This window comes from Actinophytocola sediminis (genome assembly GCF_054779715.1).
Window position 1 is genome coordinate 57,688 of record NZ_BAAGXS010000078.1, and the last position, 19,145, is coordinate 76,832.

General features: G+C 71.0%; 17 protein-coding genes. 3 read left to right on the plus strand and 14 right to left on the minus strand.

Translation table 11 applies throughout. From position 1 onward, the window contains the following. The gene (locus ACYVIP_RS36535) at positions 1–621 is read left to right on the plus strand and encodes a TIGR04282 family arsenosugar biosynthesis glycosyltransferase (RefSeq protein ID WP_460404892.1); all 621 of its coding nucleotides are present in this window, start codon (positions 1–3) and stop codon (positions 619–621) included. A 22-nt stretch (positions 622–643) separates the two neighbouring features. Here ACYVIP_RS36535 and ACYVIP_RS36540 read toward each other — a convergent pair whose 3' ends face one another. From ACYVIP_RS36540 to ACYVIP_RS36580, 9 genes are all read right to left on the minus strand, one after another. Beyond that, positions 644–1,486 (minus strand): carbohydrate ABC transporter permease, encoded by an 843-nt coding sequence (locus ACYVIP_RS36540; protein WP_460404894.1) that lies wholly within the window; start codon positions 1,484–1,486, stop codon positions 644–646. After that, on the minus strand, positions 1,483–2,451 hold the full coding sequence (locus ACYVIP_RS36545) for a carbohydrate ABC transporter permease (RefSeq protein ID WP_460404896.1): 969 nt from the start codon (positions 2,449–2,451) through the stop codon (positions 1,483–1,485). Before ACYVIP_RS36545 ends, ACYVIP_RS36540 begins: the two co-directional genes overlap by 4 nt. Positions 2,452–2,520: 69 nt before the next feature. Next, a complete protein-coding gene (locus tag ACYVIP_RS36550) occupies positions 2,521–3,834 on the minus strand; it encodes an ABC transporter substrate-binding protein (RefSeq protein ID WP_460404898.1) in 1,314 nt (437 codons plus the stop codon). A 299-nt stretch (positions 3,835–4,133) separates the two neighbouring features. Beyond that, positions 4,134–5,147: an SMP-30/gluconolactonase/LRE family protein gene (locus tag ACYVIP_RS36555; RefSeq protein ID WP_460404900.1), complete on the minus strand. Its 1,014-nt coding sequence runs from the start codon at positions 5,145–5,147 to the stop codon at positions 4,134–4,136. Between the two features lie 37 nt (positions 5,148–5,184). Further along, positions 5,185–5,850 (minus strand): histidine phosphatase family protein, encoded by a 666-nt coding sequence (locus tag ACYVIP_RS36560; RefSeq protein WP_460404902.1) that lies wholly within the window; start codon positions 5,848–5,850, stop codon positions 5,185–5,187. Further along, entirely contained in the window at positions 5,850–6,908 is a 1,059-nt protein-coding gene (locus tag ACYVIP_RS36565) for a phosphotransferase family protein (protein WP_460404904.1), read from the minus strand. The genes ACYVIP_RS36560 and ACYVIP_RS36565 overlap by 1 nt, the downstream gene beginning before the upstream one ends. Further along, the gene (locus ACYVIP_RS36570) at positions 6,905–8,131 is read right to left on the minus strand and encodes an acyl-CoA dehydrogenase family protein (RefSeq protein ID WP_460404906.1); all 1,227 of its coding nucleotides are present in this window, start codon (positions 8,129–8,131) and stop codon (positions 6,905–6,907) included. Before ACYVIP_RS36570 ends, ACYVIP_RS36565 begins: the two co-directional genes overlap by 4 nt. 137 nt (positions 8,132–8,268) lie before the next feature. Then, positions 8,269–9,456 carry a S8 family peptidase gene (locus ACYVIP_RS36575; protein WP_460404908.1) on the minus strand — a complete coding sequence of 396 codons (1,188 nt, stop codon included), beginning with the start codon at positions 9,454–9,456 and terminating at the stop codon, positions 8,269–8,271. A gap of 377 nt (positions 9,457–9,833) precedes the next feature. Then, on the minus strand, positions 9,834–11,447 hold the full coding sequence (locus ACYVIP_RS36580; RefSeq protein ID WP_460404910.1) for an acyl-CoA synthetase: 1,614 nt from the start codon (positions 11,445–11,447) through the stop codon (positions 9,834–9,836). A 94-nt stretch (positions 11,448–11,541) separates the two neighbouring features. On the opposite strand from ACYVIP_RS36580, the gene ACYVIP_RS36585 reads away from it, so the two are divergent. Continuing rightward, on the plus strand, positions 11,542–13,203 hold the full coding sequence (locus ACYVIP_RS36585; protein WP_460404912.1) for a bifunctional 3'-5' exonuclease/DNA polymerase: 1,662 nt from the start codon (positions 11,542–11,544) through the stop codon (positions 13,201–13,203). A 5-nt stretch (positions 13,204–13,208) separates the two neighbouring features. On the opposite strand, the gene ACYVIP_RS36590 is transcribed toward ACYVIP_RS36585, so the two are convergent. The 4 genes from ACYVIP_RS36590 to ACYVIP_RS36605 are packed head-to-tail and all read right to left on the minus strand — an operon-like array spanning position 13,209 to position 17,303. After that, entirely contained in the window at positions 13,209–14,369 is a 1,161-nt protein-coding gene (locus ACYVIP_RS36590) for a lactate 2-monooxygenase (RefSeq protein WP_460404914.1), read from the minus strand. A gap of 10 nt (positions 14,370–14,379) precedes the next feature. After that, positions 14,380–14,973: a hypothetical protein gene (locus ACYVIP_RS36595; RefSeq protein ID WP_460404916.1), complete on the minus strand. Its 594-nt coding sequence runs from the start codon at positions 14,971–14,973 to the stop codon at positions 14,380–14,382. A gap of 55 nt (positions 14,974–15,028) precedes the next feature. Further along, positions 15,029–16,063 (minus strand): tetratricopeptide repeat protein, encoded by a 1,035-nt coding sequence (locus tag ACYVIP_RS36600; protein ID WP_460404918.1) that lies wholly within the window; start codon positions 16,061–16,063, stop codon positions 15,029–15,031. Between the two features lie 13 nt (positions 16,064–16,076). Then, a complete protein-coding gene (locus ACYVIP_RS36605; RefSeq protein WP_460404920.1) occupies positions 16,077–17,303 on the minus strand; it encodes an NAD(P)/FAD-dependent oxidoreductase in 1,227 nt (408 codons plus the stop codon). Between the two features lie 134 nt (positions 17,304–17,437). On the opposite strand from ACYVIP_RS36605, the gene ACYVIP_RS36610 reads away from it, so the two are divergent. Beyond that, positions 17,438–17,647 carry a hypothetical protein gene (locus tag ACYVIP_RS36610; protein ID WP_460404922.1) on the plus strand — a complete coding sequence of 70 codons (210 nt, stop codon included), beginning with the start codon at positions 17,438–17,440 and terminating at the stop codon, positions 17,645–17,647. A 4-nt stretch (positions 17,648–17,651) separates the two neighbouring features. On the opposite strand, the gene ACYVIP_RS36615 is transcribed toward ACYVIP_RS36610, so the two are convergent. After that, positions 17,652–19,130 carry a glutamate-cysteine ligase family protein gene (locus tag ACYVIP_RS36615; RefSeq protein WP_460404924.1) on the minus strand — a complete coding sequence of 493 codons (1,479 nt, stop codon included), beginning with the start codon at positions 19,128–19,130 and terminating at the stop codon, positions 17,652–17,654. Positions 19,131–19,145 lie beyond the last annotated feature (15 nt).

Genomic DNA, 19,145 nt, shown 5'->3' on the forward strand with positions numbered 1-19,145 from the left:
GTGACCACGCGACCGGCTGGCGACCTGGTCGTCGTGCTGTGCAAGCCACCGACGGCCAAGCACGCCAAGACCCGCCTGCGCCGCGACATCGGTGACCTGGACGCCGAGCGGGTCTACACGGAGTGCCTGATCTCGGTGATCCGCGCCGCGCTGGACACCACGGCCACGGTCCGGCTCGCGGTCCACGGCTCACCGGAGGAACTGTTGGCCGCACTCCCCCGGGTGCGGCCAACACCGCCGGCTCACCGGCAGGTCGGCGACACCTTCGCCGCCCGGCAGGCCAACGAGCTGCGCACCGGGCTGGCCCGGGGCCACCGGGTGGTCACCGTCGTCGGCTCCGATCTCGTCGGCCTGACCGCGGCCAACCTGGTCGCCTGCCAGGACATCGCCGCGGCAGGCGACCTCGGTCTGCTGCTGGCGCCGGACGGCGGCTACGCCGCCCTGTCGGCCAGCAGGCCGTTCGACGAGCTGGCCGACGTGCCGATGAGCGTGCCGGACACGGCACGACAGCTGATCCGGTGCGCAGGCGAGGCCGGCCACCGCATCGAGGCCGTGCCGGACGTCGAGATCCCCGACATCGACACCGGCGCCGATCTCGAGGCACATCCCCGCCCGGCCTGACCGCGTTGGCCGCCGGCGACCGTCACTTGACGCCGCCGGCGGTCAGCCCGGCGATGATCCGGCGCTGGAAGACCAGGACCAGGACCACCAACGGCACGGTCACGATCACGCCGGCCGCCATCTTGGTGCCGAACGGCGTGTCGAACTCGGAGAAGCCGGTGAACTGGGAGATCGCCACCGTCGCGGTCTTCATCTCCTTGTCGTTCACCATGGACAGCGCGAGGATGAACTCGTTCCACGCCGCGATGAACGTGATGATCGCGGTGGTGAACATGCCCGGCGCGGCCAGCGGGATGATGACCCGGCGGAACGCCTGCCCTCTGGTCAGACCGTCCACCATGGCCGCCTCCTCCAGCTCCTTCGGCATCTGCCGGAAGAACATGGCCAGCGTCCACACCGCGAGCGGCAGCGCGAACGACAGGCTGGGCACGACCATCGCCTGGTAGGTGTTGATCCAGCCGATCTCGGTGAACAGCTTGAGCAGCGGCACCACCAGCGAGATGCTGGGGAACATCGAGCAGGCGATGATGATCCCGGCGACGAGGTTCTTGAACCGGAAGTTCAGCCGCGCCAACGTGTAGGCCGCGAACGTGCCGATGATGAGCGTGAGGATCGTGGTGGCCCCGGCCACGACCACGCTGTTCACCAGCGACCGGCCGAACCCGGTGCCGGCGCCGAACACCGCCTCGAAGTTCGCCGTCGACCACGGGCTCGGCAGGATCGTGTTGTCGCCCTGGTCGGTCGGCCGGCGGAAGGCCGACACCACCATCCAGTAGAACGGCACGAGACAGTAGCCGACGATGAGCACGATGCCCAGCTGGAGCAACCAGCGCCGGCCGCGCGGAATCCCGCCCTTCGCGCTCATACCGACACCGCCTCTGGCTCACGCGCGGCCGGGCCGCGTTTGGTGCGCTCTCGCTCGCGCACTCTCGCCTCACCGATCAGGTCCGCGCCAAGCAGCTTCACGAAGACGTAGGCGACGATCGCGACGTAGAGGAACAGGATGATCGCGTAGGTCGCGGCCGGCCCGAAGCGGATCTGTCTCGCCTCCTCGAAGGCCAACATGGACAACGTCTCCACCGACGCCTTTCGCGGTCCGATGAGGACATAGGGCAGATCGAAGATCCGCAACACGTCCATCACCCGGAACAACACCGCGACCAGCAGCGCCGGCTTGACCAACGGCAGGGTGATCCGCCAGAACTGCAACCAGCCGGTCGCACCGTCCACTCTGGCCGCTTCGTACACGTCGTTGGGGATGATCTGCAACCCGGCCAGTACCAACAGGCCGACGAACGGCGCGGTCTTCCAGGTGTCCGCGAGCAACACCGCGATCTTCGCCTCGAACCCGTCCGCGGTCCACAGGATCTCGGCGTTGAGGATCTCGTTCGCGACGCCGTCCGCCTGGAAGATCCACTGCCACAACAGCGCGGACATCGCGGTCGGCACCGCCCACGGGACGAGGATGCTGGCCCGCACCACCCCGCGCCCGCGCAGCGCGTGGTGCATCACCAGTGCCATCGCCACGCCGAGCAGCACCTCGATCGTCACGCCGACGATGGTGAAGAACGTGGTGTTGTAGAAGGCGTTCCAGAACCGGTCGGCCGCGTCGCCGGAGAAGATCGCGGTGAAGTTGTCGATACCGACGAAGCGATCGCCCTCGACGACGAACCCGCTCTCGTCAAGGCCTTCTTCCCTGCGGTACAACGATTCCCGGAACGCGGAAACCAGCGGATAGGCGATCACCAGCCCCAGCACGACGAACGTCGGCGAGAGCAGCAGCACGGCAAGCCGGCCGTGGCGCTGCGGGTTGTTGTTGGGCACGGTCACGACGATCTCCCGTTCACACGGGTCGACGGTGCCGGCCGGGCGGTCCGCCCGGCCGGCACCGTGCGACGCCTACTGCTTGGTCAGCTCCGCCAGCTCTGCCTGCAGGTCGGCGAGTGCGTCGTCGGTGGACTTCTCACCGGTGAGCGCGCCGTAGGCGGCCTCCTGGATGGCCGCGGTGACCGCGCCGTACTTCACGACCCGGGGTCGTGGCGCGGCGTTGTCGATGGAGGCCCGCAGGCTTGGCAGGTAGGGGAACTTCTTGACCAGTTCCGCGTCGTCGTAGAGCGCGGAGCGCGTCGGTGCCTGGGAGGTGGCGAGCAGGTTGGACCGCTGGGCTTCCTCGCTGGCGAAGAACTTGATGAAGTCCAACGCGGTCGCCTTGTTCGGCGCGAACGCCGAGATCGCGAAGTTGTGCCCGCCGAGGCTGGACGTGCCGGGGCCGTCCTTGCCGGGCAACGGCGCGACGTCGAACTTGCCGGCCACTTTGGACGAACCGTCGGTGGCGTTGGCCAGCACCCACTGGTACGGCCACTGCCGGTGGAAGAGCAGCTGGCCGTCCTGGAACGCGCGGCGCCCGTTCTCCTCCTGGTAGGTGATGGCGGCGTCCGGGATCTGCCCGTTCTTCTTGGCGTCGACCAGGAAGTTCAGGCCATCCTTGGCCGCCGCGGTGTCGACGGCCGGCTTGCCGCTCTCGTCGACGATGTCACCACCGGCGGACAGCACGGCCTCGGAGAAGTTCACCGTGAGGCCCTCGTACTTGTCGAACTGGCCCGCGTAGCAGCCGATGCTCTTGGCCTCTGGCAGCGCCTTGACCGCCTCGCAGGCGGCGAACATCTCGTCCCAGGTCTCGGGAGCCTTCAGGCCGGCCTTGTCGAGCAGGTCCTTGCGGTAGTAGAGCAGGCCACCGTCGGAGTAGACCGGCATCGCGTACATCTTGTCGCGGTAGATCGCGGTGTCGACCGCCGGCTCGAGGAAGTTCTCCAGGTCGAACTCGTCGCGCGGAAGCTCGACGACCCAGCGGTTGGCCGCGAACTCCGCGGTCCAGATGACGTCCAGGTTGAGCACGGTGAACTCCTCGGACTCCACCTGGGCGTTCTGGATCATCTGGTTGCGCTGTTCGTCCGCGGAGTCCGGCAGTTCGGTGATCGTCACCTTCTCGTCGGGATGCGCGCCGTTCCACTCGTCGACGAGGTCCTGCATGTTGCGTGAGGTGTCCTTGCCGGTCGCGAACGTGATCGGGCCGCGACCTTCCAGCGCGACCGGCTCACCGCCCTGCTGCCCGCCGCCGTCCCCACCACTGTCACCGCTGTCGCCGCATCCCGCCAGCACCACCGCCGCCACGGCAAGGAAGGCCGCACCGCGCACCCTTGCTCCAGCACTCATCCCATACTCCTGTCAATCCGGACTTACCGAACCGCACCAGTTTGACCGCCTAGTCCATTTCGGATCGGCTGGTCACGGCCGCGTAATCCGTTGGCACTAAGCCAGACTTGATCGGTTAATGGCGGACAAGCCTGGACCAGCACAAGCTTTCACGTCAACCCCCGTACGGCCGTATTCACCCGCGCGAACGCACGAAAATACCGCCATGGCAGCGTTTCGATGTCCGAGAAACCCGGGGACGCCTGGCATGGTTGCTGTTCGGCAACAAAACCGCATCGCCGTATACCGGTGAACGGGGGTTAATCGCGTCCCTGGTCGGCCGGCGCCGGGATGGTGAACCGGCCGACGGCCCGTTCGTCGAGACTGCCCAGGTACACCGTGCCCGCGCTCTCCCGCACGCCGGTGACCATGTGGTAGTCGGGCCGGACGCCGTGGAAGTCGTGCACCGTGGCACCGGTGACGCCGTCCAGCGCGCGCACCCAGACCACCCGCTTCTCCTTGACCTGCAACGGCGCCGGCAGCGCCCAGATGGCCTTGCGCAGCACCGGGTGCCGCCGGCTGATCAGGTCGAGGGCGAGCACCCGGGGGCTGGCCATGGCGATCCACACCAGACCGTCCGAGCCGGTGGCGATGTTGTCCGGGAAGGCGGGCAGCCCGTCGACGAACGGCTCGCTCATGCCCTGCCGGTCGCCGGTGAGGTGCACCTTGTCCAGCCGGTAGGCCCCGGTCTGCGCGACGATCACCGAGGACTCGTCGGCGGCGAGCGCGACGCCGTTGGCGAAGTGCAGCCCGGCCAGCACGGTGGTCACCGTGCCGTCCGGATCGCGGCGCAGCAGCCGGCCGGTGCCCCGGTGTTCGAGCAGGTCGGCCTTCCAGTGCTCGAGGTCGAAGCGCGTGGTGGAGTCGGTGAAGTACACCGTGCCGTCGCCGGCCACCGCGGCGTTGTTGCACACCCGCAGGTCAGGACCGCGCGCGACGAGCACCTCGATCTCCCCGCTGCCACGGTCGACCAGCAGCAGGCCGCGCGCGGCGTCACAGACCAGCAGCCGCCCGTCGGGGTACAGCTCGATGCCCAGCGGCCGGCCGCCGGTGTCGGCGATGGTGTCCAGCCGGCGGCCGTCGGCGGTGAGCCGCAGGATGCGGCCGTCCTCGACGCCGGTGAACACGTGTCCCCGGTCGATCAGCACGTCCTCCGGGCCTCGGCCGTTGACCGGGAGGATGTCCAGCGGCGGCAGGCTGCCCTTCGCCGGCCGGTCGGCCCGGTCGGTCTTGGGCGGCTGCCAGGTGACCGGCTCGATCCGGGGGCGTCGCATGGTCTCTGCCTACCGCACCGCTCGGTGAGCGGGCAACTCACCGATAGGTGAGCAGTTCCCGGTGCTGGCCCTCGAAATGGCCGTGCTCGTTGTAGGACAGCAGGCTCACCCCGGACCGGCCGCTGACCAGCTTGGTGACCGAGGCGTTGGCCATCGTGCGGTTGAGCGCGAGGAAGCCCTTCGGCGGCAGGTCCAACAGGCGCGTGCACAACGCGCTGATCAGGCCGGCCGAGGTGAACACCAGCGCGGCGCCGCCCTTGGGCAGGCCGGCGAACACGTCCGTGGCGGCGGCGAACGCGCCGTCGCGGAACCGCTCCCAGGTGCCGCTGGTGCCGGCCGGGCCGCCGCCGGTGAGCCACCGGGACAACGCGTCGTCCAGGGCGGCCTGGAAGTGCCGCGCGGACGCGGCCAGATCCGCCGGGTCGCTCGCCTGGCCCTCCGGCACGAGCCCGAGGTGGTCGTACTCGTTCCACCTCGGGTCCTGGCGGATCTCCAGGTCGACGCCGGCGGCCGGCAGGCAGGCCGCGGCGGTGGCCACCTGGCGGCGCAGGGTGCCCGACCACACGGCGTGCACCTGGACCTCCCGGCGGCGCAGCTCGTCGCCCAGGACCTTGGCCTGCAGCTCGCCGACCGAGGACAGCACGTCGTAGTCGGCGGTGCCGAAGCTGGCCTGGCCGTGGCGCAGCAGGTAGATGGCGGCCATCAGCGACCGATCGCCGCGCGGCAGCGCTGGTCGAGGTAGCTGACGAACGTGCCGAAGTGCTGGAACGCCGGGTTGTTGGTCTGGCCGGCGCGGTAGCGGTAGTAGATCTGCTGCATGATCACCAGCAGCCGGAACTGGCCGAACACCTCGTAGAAGGTCCAGTTCGCCGCGGAGAGGCCGGTACTGGCGCAGTAGTGGTCGACCAGCTCGGCGCGGGTCGGCATACCGGGCAGGTGGGTCGGCTGGCGGCGCAGCACCTGCGCGGTCTCGTCGTCGTCGGCCTGGATCCAGTAGGCCACGCTGCCCGCGAGGTCCATCAGCGGGTCGCCGAGGGTGGCCATCTCCCAGTCGAGCACGCCCACGACGTCCAGTGTCGACTGGTCGTCGAGCACCACGTTGTCGAACCGGAAGTCGTTGTGGATCACGCAGATGCCCACGTCGTCTGGCCGGTTCTCGGCCAGCCAGGCCATGACCTCGGCGCAGTCGGGCGAGTCGTCGGTGCGGGCCCGGACGTAGCGGTCCGACCAGCCGCGCACCTGCCGGTCGACGTAGCCGGCGCCCTTGCCGAGATCGGCGAGGCCCGCGGCCTCCGGGTCGACCTGGTGCAGCTCGATCAGCCGGTCGAACACCCGGTAGGCCAGCGCCCGCGCCTCGGCCGCGGGCAGCGTCATGCCCGGCGGCAGGTCGCCGCGCAGGATGATGCCGGTCAGCCGCTCCATGACGTAGAAGTCCGAGCCGAGCACCTCGGGGTCCTCGCAGAGCGCGAGCACTTCGGGCACATAGGGGTAGACCGGGCGCAGCTGGCGCTGGACCCGGTACTCGCGCCGCATGTCGTGCGCGGACCGGGCCTTCTGGCCGGCCGGCGGGCGACGCAGGATCAGCTCTCGGTCGCCGAAGCGCAGCAGGTAGGTCAGGTTCGACGCGCCGCCGGGGTACTGGCACACCTCGGTCAGCGCGCCCAGATCGTCCACAGTGGAGCGAAGCCAGGCGGTGACCGCCTCGGTGTCGAACGCGTCCTCGTCCCTGACCCGCCCAGGCCGATCCTGAAGCTCGCTCACTGGCGGCCCACCTCTGGCTGGTAGCCGGCCAGTTCGTAGCGGGAGATCAGGCCGAGGTGGACCTCGTCGGGGCCGTCGGCCAGGCGCAGTGAGCGGGCGCCGGTGTAGGCGGCGGCCAGGGGGAAGTCGTCGGACAGGCCGGCCGCGCCGTGGAGCTGGATGGCCATGTCGATCACCTCGAGTGCCATGTTCGGCACCGCGACCTTGATCTGCGACACCTCGCTGCGCGCCCCGTCCAGGCCGACGGTGTCCAGCAGCCACGCGGTGTGCAGCACCAGCAGGCGCGCCTGGTTGATCGCGATCCTGGCCTTGGCGATCCGCTCCCGGTTGCCGCCGAGGCCGGCCAGCGGCTTGCCGAAGGCGACCCGCTCGGTGGCCCGCGCGCAGGCCAGCTCCAACGCCTTCTCCGCCAGGCCGATCGAGCGCATGCAGTGGTGGATCCGGCCGGGGCCGAGCCTGCCCTGGGCGATCTCGAAGCCCCGGCCCGGCCCGGCGATCACCGACGAGAGCGGCACCCGCACGTCGGTGAAGCTGACCTCGCCGTGGCCGAACGGCTCGTCCCGATGACCGAACACCGACAGCAACCGTTCCACCCGGACACCGGGGGCGTCGATCGGCACCAGCACCATCGAGTGACGGCGGTAACGGTGCGCGTCGGGATCGGTCAGGCCCATGAAGATCACGAACGCGCACTCCGGGTGACCGACGCCGGTGCTCCACCACTTCCGTCCGTTGAGGACGATCTCGTCGCCGTCGACCACCGCGGTGGCCGCCATGTTGGTGGCGTCCGAGGAGGCCACCTCCGGCTCGGTCATACAGAACGCGGAGCGGATCTCCCCGCGCAGCAACGGCTCCAGCCAACGCGCGCGCTGCTCGTCGGTGCCGTACTTGACCAGCACCTCGGCGTTGCCGGTGTCCGGGGCGTTGCAGTTGAAGATCACCGGCGCGATCGTGGAGCGGCCCATCAGCTCGGCCAGCGGCGCGTACTCCACATTGGACAGCCCGGCGCCGCCATGTTCCTTCTCCGGCAGGAAGAGGTTCCACAGGCCCTGCGCGCGGGCCTTGCCCTTGAGCTCGTCGATGATCGGCAGGACCACCCAGGGGTCCTTGCTCTCCTGGAGTGTCCGGTGGTATTCGGCCTCCACCGGCTCGATCTCCGTGCGGAGGAAGTCGCCGACACGCTGCAGGTAGTCGGCCGCCGAGGCCGAGTGCGAGAAGTCCACCTCATGGACAGTAGGCCAAAACCACCCGTCCGGGAGACCCCCGATTGGACCTTGGGCTGGCCGCACAAGCAGCGAAGGGTCCCTTCACTGCGCTGAGCGCGGTGAAGGGACCCTTCGCTGCGGTTACCCGCTCGACGTCACTCGCCCACGTAGAGGAGCAGGTTGGCGGTGCCCTCGGTCGGGTTGGTGATCTTGTCGGCGGAGGCCGCCGTGGTCAGGCCGGTGGCCACGTCCGCCGGGGCGGCGTCCGGATTGGCCTCCAGGTACAGCGCGGCCGCGCCCGCGACGTGCGGGGAGGCCATCGACGTGCCGCTGATCGTGTCCGTGGCGCCGTCGTTCCAGGAGGAGGTGATGTCCACGCCCGGGGCGTAGAGGTCCACCAGCGAGCCGTAGTTGGAGAACGAGGCCTGCGAGTCGGCGTCGTCGGACGCGGCGACGGTCAGCGCCGTCTCGACCCTGGCCGGCGAGAAGCCGGCCGCGTCGGCCGAGGAGTTCCCGGCCGCGACGGCGAAGGTGACCCCGGCGTCGATCGCGCCGGCGGTGGCCGCGTCGAGCACGTCGTCGGCCGGACCGCCGAGGCTCATGTTGGCAACCGAGGGGCCGCTCGCGTTCTGCGCCACCCAGTCGATGCCGGCCGCCACCTGGGCGGTCGTGCCGGAGCCGCTGTCGTCGAGCACCCGGACGCCGACGATGCTGACGCCCTTCGCGACGCCGTACTCCGCGCCGCCGACGGTCCCGGCGACGTGCGTGCCGTGGCCGTGGCCATCGGTCACGTCGCTGTCACCGTCGATCGCGTCGAAGCCGCCGGTCGCCCGGCCCTCGAAGGTGGGGTGCTCGATCATCACGCCGGTGTCGACGACGTAGGCGGTGACGCCCGCGCCCCTGGTGGCGTAGGTGTAGGAGCTGTCCAGCGGCAGGTCGGGCTGGTCGATGCGGTCCAGACCCCAGGACGGCGGGTCGGGCTGGGTGTCGTTGATGCTGAACTGCTGGTTCTGCTGGACGTAGGCCACCGAGTCGTCCGCGGCCAGCCGCTTGGCCTGGTCGGCCGACGCGGTGATCGAGAAGCCCTGCAGTGCGGTGGTGTAGGTGAATTCGACCTGGACCCCGTACTGCGAGGCCAGCGTGTTGACCGCGGTGTCCACCGCGGCCGGGAGGTTGTCCTCCAGCACCACGATGTAGCTGTCGGTCACGGCCGCCTCGGAGTCCGCGAGACGGATCGTGCCTTCCTGCGCCTGTGCGGGAATCGCGACGGCAGTGGTGACCACCACTGCCGCTGCCGCGAGCCCCACGCCGGCGATGAGCCGGCCCCGACGATTGCGCGTCATGACGATTTTGCCCTTTCTGTCCCCGACGATGTGGCCACCCGCATTTCTTGAAGAATGCCGGTAACCCAATCTCATGCAACCCTTTCGATTGAACTTCGGGCAATGCTTGCCACTTGCCCGTTCTGGACTGAACGGCGTAATCGTTCTACTGCAGACAGTCCAGCAGTGTCAACGGCCGCGAAATTGGATGACCACCGGTACACTCCGCCGCACACGTGTCGCCACCTGCGCAAACACTGCTATCGGGTGACTATTCCGGACAATCCCGCGGATATTCGATGCGGAAATGAAATTTAGATTTCCACCTTTCGAGTTCCACCCATTTTTCGCCATGATCCCCAACTATGGGGTCTTGCCCCGAGAAATTTGATGTGATATCAGGCCAGCTCGGCCAGCCGCTCGCGCAGCAGCTTGCCGGTCGCGTTGCGGGGCAGTTCGCCGACGAAGACCACCTCGCGCGGCACCTTGTACCTGGCCAGGTTCGCCCGCACGTACTCCCTGGCCGCCTCGACGTCCAGGCGCGCGCCCGGCCGGAGCACCAGATAGGCCTTGAGCCGCTGGCCGAACTCCTCGTCCGGCACGCCGGTCACCGCGGCCTCGGCCACCGCCTCGTGCTCCAGCAGCAGGTTCTCGATCTCGCCGGGGAACACGTTCTCCCCACCGGAGACGATCATGTCGTCGTCCCGGCCGTCGATGAACAGCCTGCCCTGCTCGTCGAAGTGGCCGAGGTCGCCGGTGGCCAGCAGGCCGTCGATGACGTCCTTGTGCCGGCCGTCGGTGTAGCCCTCGAAGGCCAGCACGCTGCCCACGAAAACCCGGCCGACCACCTCGTTGGCGGTGATCCGGCGACCGTCCTCGTCGTAGAGCGCGACCGTGCAACCGACCGGGGACCGGCCGACGGTGCCCGGCGCCTCCCGCCAGTCACTCGGCGTGGCCACGGTCGCCACCGCGACCTCGGTCGACCCGTACAGGTTGTGCACGACCTCGCCAAACGCCGCGGTGGCCCGGTTGCCGAGCTCGGGGGGCAGCGCCGAGCCCGCGGTGAACACGATCCGCAGGCTCGAGGTGTCGTACCTGGCCAGCACATCGGGGCCGAGGTCGAGGATGCGCCGCAACATCGTCGGCACCACCACCAGCGCGGTGACCCGGTTGTCCTGGATCGCGCGCAGCGTCTCCTCCGGGTCGAACCGGCGGCGCAGCACGACCGTCGACCCGAGGCCGAAGGACAGCAGGAACTGGGACAGCCCGGTGCCGTGGAACAGCGGCGCGGCGAGCATCGTGGCCTCGCCGACGCGCAGCGGCACGCGGTCGAGGAACTGGGCGATGGCCAGCGGCGACTTCACCTGCCGGGGCGCCCCCTTGGGGGTGCCGGTGGTGCCGCTGGTGAGCAGCACCAGCCCGCCGGGGCGCCGCGGGTTGGGCAACTGGCTGTCGTCCACCCCCGCGACGAGGTCCTCGAGGGTCTCGCCGGTGGTGGGGTCGTCGACCCAGGCCAGGAACGCCGGCAGGTCGACCGCGTCGACCAGGTCGGTGAACTCCTGGTCGTGCACGATCGCCGAGACCCGCTCGCGCCGGGCGACGTCCACGAACTGGGGCTTGGCGAAGCCGGTGTTCATCAGCAGCAGCCGGGCGCCGAGCTTGCCGGCGGCGATCATGGTCAGCACCGCGCCGCGGTGGTCGCGGGCCAGCAGCGCGATCACCGAGTCCGGCCCGAGTCCGCGCGCGGCGAACGCCCTGGCCAGCGCGTTGGACCGGGCGTCGAGCTCGGCGTAGGTGAGCGGGCCGCGCTCGTCGACCAGGCCGACGGCGGTGCGGTCGCGGCCGGCGGCGACCCTGGCCGCGCCGGCGATCGGGCCGAGCTGGCGTAACCGAAGCAGCGAGACCAGCGCCCGGTCCGGGCGGGTGAAGGGCACCAGGCCCGACCGGCGGATGACGTTGAGCCCGCGTACCAGAACCGGAACCTGTGCGACCGCGTGCCTGACCCGAGTCAACTCTGACCTCCTCGTCGGCTGTGCTCGAACCTACTAGGGAGTTAACTAGCGGTCCACCGTGGAACTGTCGGTGGCAGCGCGCACAATGCCGAGTATGCAGGTCGTAGTGGCACCGGAGGCCGATGGCGCCGGCCGGGTGCGCGTGCTCCCCGGCGGCACCGACACGGTCGTGCCCGACCTCGCCGGCTGGATCGCCGGCACCGAGGCCGAGCACGCGCCGCGCTGGGTGCTGCCATCGGCCGACGCGCTCTACCCCGACCTGCTCGCGGCCGGCGTGCGGCTCGGCCGCTGCCACGACCTGACGCTGACCGAGGGCATCCTGCTGGCCCACGCCGGCACGCCCGGCCGGCCGCGCAACCCGGCCGCGGCGTGGGCGCGACTGCGTGGCCTGCCCGAGCCGGCCGACCCTCGGCCGGTGTCCCGCGACGAGCAGCCGACGCTGTTCGAGCCGGACCGCTCCCGGCTGCCGCCCGACGCCGACCCGCTGGCCGCGGCGGTGGCCGTGCACGCCGACCAGGTGCGGCGGATGGCCGAGGCGGCGCCGTTACGCCTGCTGGTGGCCGCGGAGTCGGCGGGCGCGCTGGCCGCCGCCGAGATGCGCCACCACGGGCTGCCCTGGCGGGCCGACGTGCACGACGCGCTGCTCACCGACCTGCTCGGTCCCCGGCCGTCACCCGGCGCGCGCCCGGCCGTGCTCGCCGGCCTGGCCGAGGAGATCACCACGGCGTTCGGTCTGGTCGGCGTGCCGGAGAGCCGGCAGGTCAACCCGGACAACCCGGCGAGCGTGCTCCGCGCGTTCGGCCGCGCGGGCATCGACGTGACGTCGACCAGGGCACACGTGCTGCGCGAGGTCGACCATCCCGCGGTGGAGCCGTTGCTGCGCTACAAGGAACTGGCGCGGCTGTGGGTGGCCAACGGCTGGACCTGGCTCGACTCGTGGGTGCGCGGCGGCCGGTTCCGGCCGGAGTACGTGGTCGGCGGGGTGGTGTCCGGCCGCTGGGCGACCAGGGGTGGAGCCGCGCTACAGCTGCCAAGGGCGCTGCGCACGGCGGTGCGGGCCGATCCCGGCTGGTCGCTCGTGGTGGCCGACGCCGCGCAGCTGGAGCCCAGGGTGCTGGCCGCGCTGTCGGGCGACCACGGGCTCGCGTCGGTGTCCAGTGGGGTCGACCTGTACTCGCGGCTGGCGGCCGACGCCTTCGACGGCGACCGGGACCACGCGAAGATCGCCATGCTCTCGGCGATGTACGGCGGCACCGCGGGGGGCGCGGCGGCGCTGCTGGCCACGTTGCGCAAACGGTTCCCGCAGGCGGTGGACTACGTGGAGCGGGCGGCCCGCGCGGGCGAGCAGGGACAGCTGGTCCGGTCGCGGCTTGGGCGCACCAGCCCGCCGCCGAGCGAGGCCTGGCGCGACCTGATCGGCGCGGCCGCCGACGACGAGGGCGCCGAGCGCCGCTCCCGGCAGGCGGCCAGGGAGTGGGGCCGGTTCACCCGCAACTTCGTGGTCCAGGCCAGCGCGTCGGACTGGGCGCTCACCGTGCTCGCCCTGCTGCGCGGCCACCTCGCCGGCACCGAGGCCCAACTGGTCTTCTTCCAGCACGACGAGGTCCTGGTCCACTGCCCGACCGCCCAGGCCCCCCACGTCACCGACGCCATCACCGCGTCCGCCGCCGAAGCCACCCGCCTGGTCTTCCCGGACACCCCAGTCCTGTTCCCCCTCCAGGCCACCACCGTCACCACCTACGCCGACGCGAAGTAGTCAACTCAGGTGCGGCGGAGGGTGTCGGGGGTGAGGTCGGTGGGGGTGCGGTGGCCGGACAGGGCCATCGTCAGGTCCAGGTCGGCCAGGATGCTGCGGAGGACGTGGCGGACGCCGGCCTCGCCGGCCAGGCCCAGGCCGTAGACATAGGGGCGGCCGAGCAGCACCGCCCGTGCGCCCAGCGCCAGTGCCTTCACGATGTCCGCGCCGGTGCGGATGCCGGAGTCGAACAGCACCGCCAGCCGGTCGCCGACCGCGGCGGCGATCTCCGGCAGCGCGTCCAGCGACCCGATCGCCCCGTCGACCTGGCGACCGCCGTGGTTGGACACCACGATGCCGTCCATCCCGGCGTCACCTGCCCGGCGCGCGTCGTCGACGTGCTGGATGCCTTTCAGCACGATCGGCCCGTCCCAGTGCTCCCGCAGGAACGGCAGCTGGTCCCAGCGCTTGTCCGTGCCGGTGAACATCGGGATCCAGTGCAGGATCGCCGAGGTCTGGTCCTCCTCCGGCGACTTCGCGAGGCCGGCGCGGAAGGCCGGGTCGGAGAACGGGATCGCGGTGCCGATGCCACGCAGGAACGGCAGGTACCCCGCGTCCAGGTCCGTGGTGCGCCAGGCCAGCGTCCACGTATCCAGCGTCACCACCAGCACCGAGAACCCGGCGGCCTTGGCCCGCGACAGGATGCTGATCGTCACGTCGTTGTCGTTGGGCCAGTACAGCTGGAACCAGCGCGGACCGTCCCCATTGGATTCCGCGACCTCCTCGATGGCGTACGACGACGCCGTCGAGAGCATCATCGGCACCCCGAGCGCGGCCGCCGCCCGCGCGGTGGCCAGCTCCCCGTCCGGATGCACGATCGACTGCACGCCAACGGGAGCGAGCATCACCGGCGCCGGCATCGCGGTGTCCAGCACCGTGGTCGACAGGTCCCGCCTGGTCGCGTCGGTCAGCATCCGGGGGACGATCCGCCACCGGTCGAACGCCTCCCGGTTGGCCGCCACGGTGGTGCCGGCACCGGCACCACCGACCACGTAACCGAACGGATCGTCGGCGAGGTGGGCGCGCGCGGCCGCCTCGAGCGCGGTGCCGTTGGTGGTGAACATCGGCACCTGGCCACCGAGACCCTGCAGGTACAGCTCGTTCTGGTAACCGCCGAAGGTCGTCATGCCGCCGCGGTCAGCCCTGGTGGCCGAAGGGCTGCCCACCCTGCGGGCCGAACTGGTCCTGGGGCACCGGTTCCGGCTGCTGCTGCGGCGGCTGCTGGCGCGGCGGGAACTGCGGCAACCCGGCCGGCGGCGCCTGCCGTGGCTGGCCGGGCGGGGGCGGCGTGGCCACCTGCGGCGCGAACTGAGGGCGGCCGAGCACCGGCTCCGGCCCGCGCGGCTGGCCGAACCCGGAACCGCCATGGGGCTGCCCGTGACCCGGCGGGAACCCGGGGCCACCCGGCTGCTGGCCGGGACCCTGCTGGAACTGTTGGCCGGGCGGGAAACCCTGCGGTGGGCCGAAGTTCTGGCCGCGCTGCACGTTCGGCGGCGGGGCGTACCCGCCCGGCGGCGGCGAGAACTGCGGTGCGCCCGGTGCGCCCGGCGCGCTCGCCGGGGCCGGCGTGTCGTTGTTGTTCACCAAGAATTTCACCGCCAGTACGGCGGCTCCGGCCAACGCGAGCCCGACACCGAGCCACGGCTGCGCCGGCTCGGCCCACGACAGGATCTTGAACTGCATGTCGAAGGAGTACAGCGCCACCGAGCCAAGACCGAAGAACGCGAGCAAACCACCTAGCCTGACCAACACGATCGTCCCCTATCCCCGCGCCAATTCGCGCACCCTAGCCTCTACCTGCCCAAATCCGCCACAGTCCGAACCAACTGTTTGCGGCTGCGACCGAGCAACCACCGAGCGCGAGCAGCAACGCGGTGAGTGACCCCGATCCCAGTACCAGCAACACAATCCAGCTGAGGATCGCCAGTACCGACAACATGGCCAACCCTACCGACACCGCGATCGCGGGCTCCCGTGTGGACAGTTCACGCGGTGAAACCCGCACTGGCGCGGGTAACCCGCGCCACCCGTGCCCGGCCAGCGCCGCCACGAACACCACCGTCCCGAGCCCGAACCAGGCGAGCATCCGGCTCGGCGCCGGCTGCCCGGCCACCAGCAACGCCAGCGACCCGACCACCAGCCACGCCGCGCTCCGGCGCACCAGCAACAGCAGGCCGATCCGCTCGGCCCGGCCCAGCCTGCCCGTCGCGCGGCGGGCAGGCGCCCGGATGGCCGGCCGCGCGGGCCGGCGCGGATCCGCGGGCGGGCGGGCGGCCAACCGGGCGAGCTTGGCCACCACGTCCTCGTTGTCCGGGTCCAGCCGGCGCGCCTGCTGGTAGGCCCGCTCGGCGGCCAGCCAGTCGTGCGCGCGGGTGGCCGCGTCGCCGAGGATCTCGTGGGTCCGCGCCTGCTCCGGCGCCAGCGCCACCGCCGCGCCAGCCGAGCGCATCGCGTCCGCGGGCGTGTCGTTGGCCAGCGCCTCGGCCAGCGCCACGTGACAACGCCAGTCCTCGGGCTCGCGGCGCACCGCCTCGCGCGCCGAGACCACGGCCTCGTCGTGCCGGCCGAGCTCCACCAGCGCGAGGCTGGCCACCCGGTGTGCCCAGGACCGCTCGCCGAGCACGATCGCCTGCTTGGCCGCGTCCAGCGACTCGCCCGGCTGCCCCGCGTCCAGGTGGGCCGCGGCCAGCCGGCACCACGAGCCGGGATGCTCCGGGAACTCGGCGATCGCCGGGACCAGCATGGCGATCGCCGAGTGCGGACGGCCCTGTGCGGCCAGTTGGTCGGCTCTGACCAGTACCGACTCGAGTGACCCCGTCATGGTGTGCTCCGGCTCACCCCAGCATGTTGGCGAGTTCGGCGGCGACGAGCTTCGCCGGCTCCACCCGGACGCCGTTGTCGACCAGCGCGCCGAGCGCGTCGCCGTCGTCCCACATGTTGACGTTCAGCGCCGCGCGCACCGCGCCGTCGCGCAGCCAGAATGCGATGAACTCGCGGGCGGCCAGGTCGCCGCGCACGACCAGCTCGTCGGCGTTCGGGTCGGCCAGGCCGCGGTACTCCAGGCCGAGGTCGTACTGGTCGGAGAAGAAGAACGGGCTCGCCTGGTAGGGCTCGTGCGCGCCGAGCAGGTTGCGGGCGACGTGCGCGCCCTGGTCCTTGGCGTTGGCCCAGTGCTCGACCCGCACCCGGTCCGGGTAGCGCGGGTGCCGGTGGGCGGCGATGTCGCCGACGGCGTACACGTGCTCGGTCGAGGTGCGCAGGCCCTCGTCGACGGCCACCCCGCCCGACTCGGCCAGCTCGAGGCCCATCGCCCTGGCGAGCTCCACCCTCGGCGCGGCGCCGATCGCGACCAGCACCAGGTCGGCCGGCAGGGTCGTGCCGTCGGCCAGGGTCACCCCGGAGACGGTGCCGTCGCCGGTGAACCCGGCCACGCCGATGCCAAGCCGCCAGGTCACGCCGTGGCCGGCGTGCAGGTCGTGGAACGCGCCGGCGACGGTGTCGCCGAGCACGGCGTGCAGCGGCAACGGCTGCTGGTCGACCACGGTCACCTCGGCGCCGTGGGCGCGCGCGGCGGCGGCGACCTCGCAGCCGATCCAGCCGGCGCCGATGATCACCACCCGGCGGCCCTCGGTCAGCTCCGCGCGCAGCGACCGCGAGTCCGCCAGGGTGCGCAGCGTGCGCAGGCCGTCGAGGTCGGCGCCGGGAAGCCGGTCGAGCGTGCGCGGGGTCGAGCCGGTGGCCAGCAGCAGCCGGTCGAACCGGTGGCTGGTGCCGCCGGCCTCGACGACCTCCTGGTCACCCAGGCGCACCTCGCTGACCAGGGTGGACAGTCGCAGGTCGATGTCCTTGTCGGCGTAGAACGCCTCGTCGTGCACCCAGTCCGGGTCGGTCGTGTCGCCAAGGAGGATGCCCTTGGACAGCGGCGGCAGTTCATAGGGCCGGTCGGCGTCCTGGCCGAGCAGGGTCAGGTGTCCGGAGTAGCCCTGGGCGCGCAGCTCGCCCGCCGCGGTGGCACCGGCGAGACCTGTGCCGACGATCACGATACGGTTCGGATCGGCCATGTGAATCATGCCTTTCGAGAAGTTTGCGTCGTTCTCACGATTGTCTGGACGAACTGCCGTCACGTAGCCACCGCGGTCGCGTCCCTTGTGGGTATACGGCGCCAACGGTGGCGTAGTTCAGTAACGGCCCGAGGATGGGGATAGTGAACAACCACAGGGAGTGGTCGATCGCCTGTCGCGACGTCGCCGGACGGCGCCGGGACCTGACGGTGTTCGTCCGGCAGGGAAGGGTCGTGCTGGTCACGCCACCAGGGGAAACCGCCGTGCTCGCGGCGCTGGACGTCGGCCGGTTGCGCGCCGTGTTGCGCGACGCCGTGCTCGAGGCGTCGAAGACAACCAGCTGACCGGTCACACCCCCGGCCAGGTGTGCACGGGTTCGTTGCTGTGCATGTGGGTGGCGTAGCGCCTGGTCATCTCGCGCAACGCCGGTCTGCGGTCGACCGAGGTCGTCTGCTCCAGCGCGTGCACGGTGTCGACCTGCCAGGTGGCGCCGTTGCGGCCGCTGATGCACCGCTGCTCGATCACGCCGAGCAGCCGGTCCCGGTCGGCCGCGGCGACGCCCCACGCGTCCAGGCCGGCGTGCGCCAGGGGTAGCAGCCTGCGCAACACCAGCTCGGTCACCGGCACCTCGCCCACCCCCGGCCAGTAGATCCGCGCGCCGATGCCCTCCCTGGCGGCGGCGTGGAAGTTCTCCTCGGCGGCGGAGAAGCTCATCTGCGTCCACAGTGGACGATCCTGGTCGGCGAGCCCCCTGACCAGGCCGAAGTAGAGCGCCGCGTTCGCCATCACGTCGACCACGGTCGGGCCGGCCGGCAGCACCCGGTTCTCCACCCGAAGGTGTGGCCAGCCGTCCACCACGTCGTAGATCGGCCGGTTCCACCGGTAGACCGTGCCGTTGTGCAGCCGCAACTCGCTCAACGTCGGCGTCTCGCCCCGCGCGAGCACCTCCGCCGGGTCCTCGTCGTCGCACAGCGGGAGCAGGGCCGGGTAGTAGCGGACGTTCTCCTCGAACAGGTCGAAGATCGAGGTGATCCACCCGTCGCCGAACCAGACCCGAGGGCGCACACCCTGGGCCTTGAGCTCCTCGGAGCGGGTGTCGGTGCTCTGCTCGAACAGGGTGATCCGGCTCTCCGCCCACAGCTGCTTGCCGTAGAGGAACGGCGAGTTGGCGCCGAGCGCCACCTGGACGCCGGCGACGATCTGGCTCGCGTTCCAGTACTTGGCGAACGTGTCCGGCGCCACCTGCAGGTGGTACTGGACGCTGGTGCACGCGCTCTCCGGCGCGATCGTGTCGGCCTGGGTGACCAGCCGCTCCTGGCCGGCGATGTCGATCTCCAGATCCTCGCCTCTCGCGGCGAAGATCTGCTGGTCGAGCAGCTTGTAGCGCTGGTTCTCGGAGAGGGTCTCCGGGCCCATGTGCTCGTCCTGGAGCGTGGGCAGGATGCCGATCATCACGATGTTCGAGCCGGACAGCTCGGCCTTGCGCTCGGCGGCGTTGAGGCTGTCGCGCAGGCTGGTCTCGAAGTCGGCAAGGCCGGACGGGCCGAGCTCCTTCGGCGGCAGGTTGATCTCGATGTTGAACCGGCCAAGCTCGGTCTGGAAGGCCGGGTCGGCGATCGCGGCGAGCACGTCGGCGTTGCGCATCGCCGGGTCGCCGGCGGGGTCGACCAGGTTCAGCTCCACCTCGAGGCCGGACATCGGGCGTTCGGTGTCGAACCGCGCCTCGGCCAGCATCTGGGCGAACACGTCAAGACACTGACGGACCTTCTGGCGGAACTGCTGCCGGTCCGCACGGGTGAACTCGGTCCGCTCGACATCCTTGCCCATCGGCCTCGCCTCCGG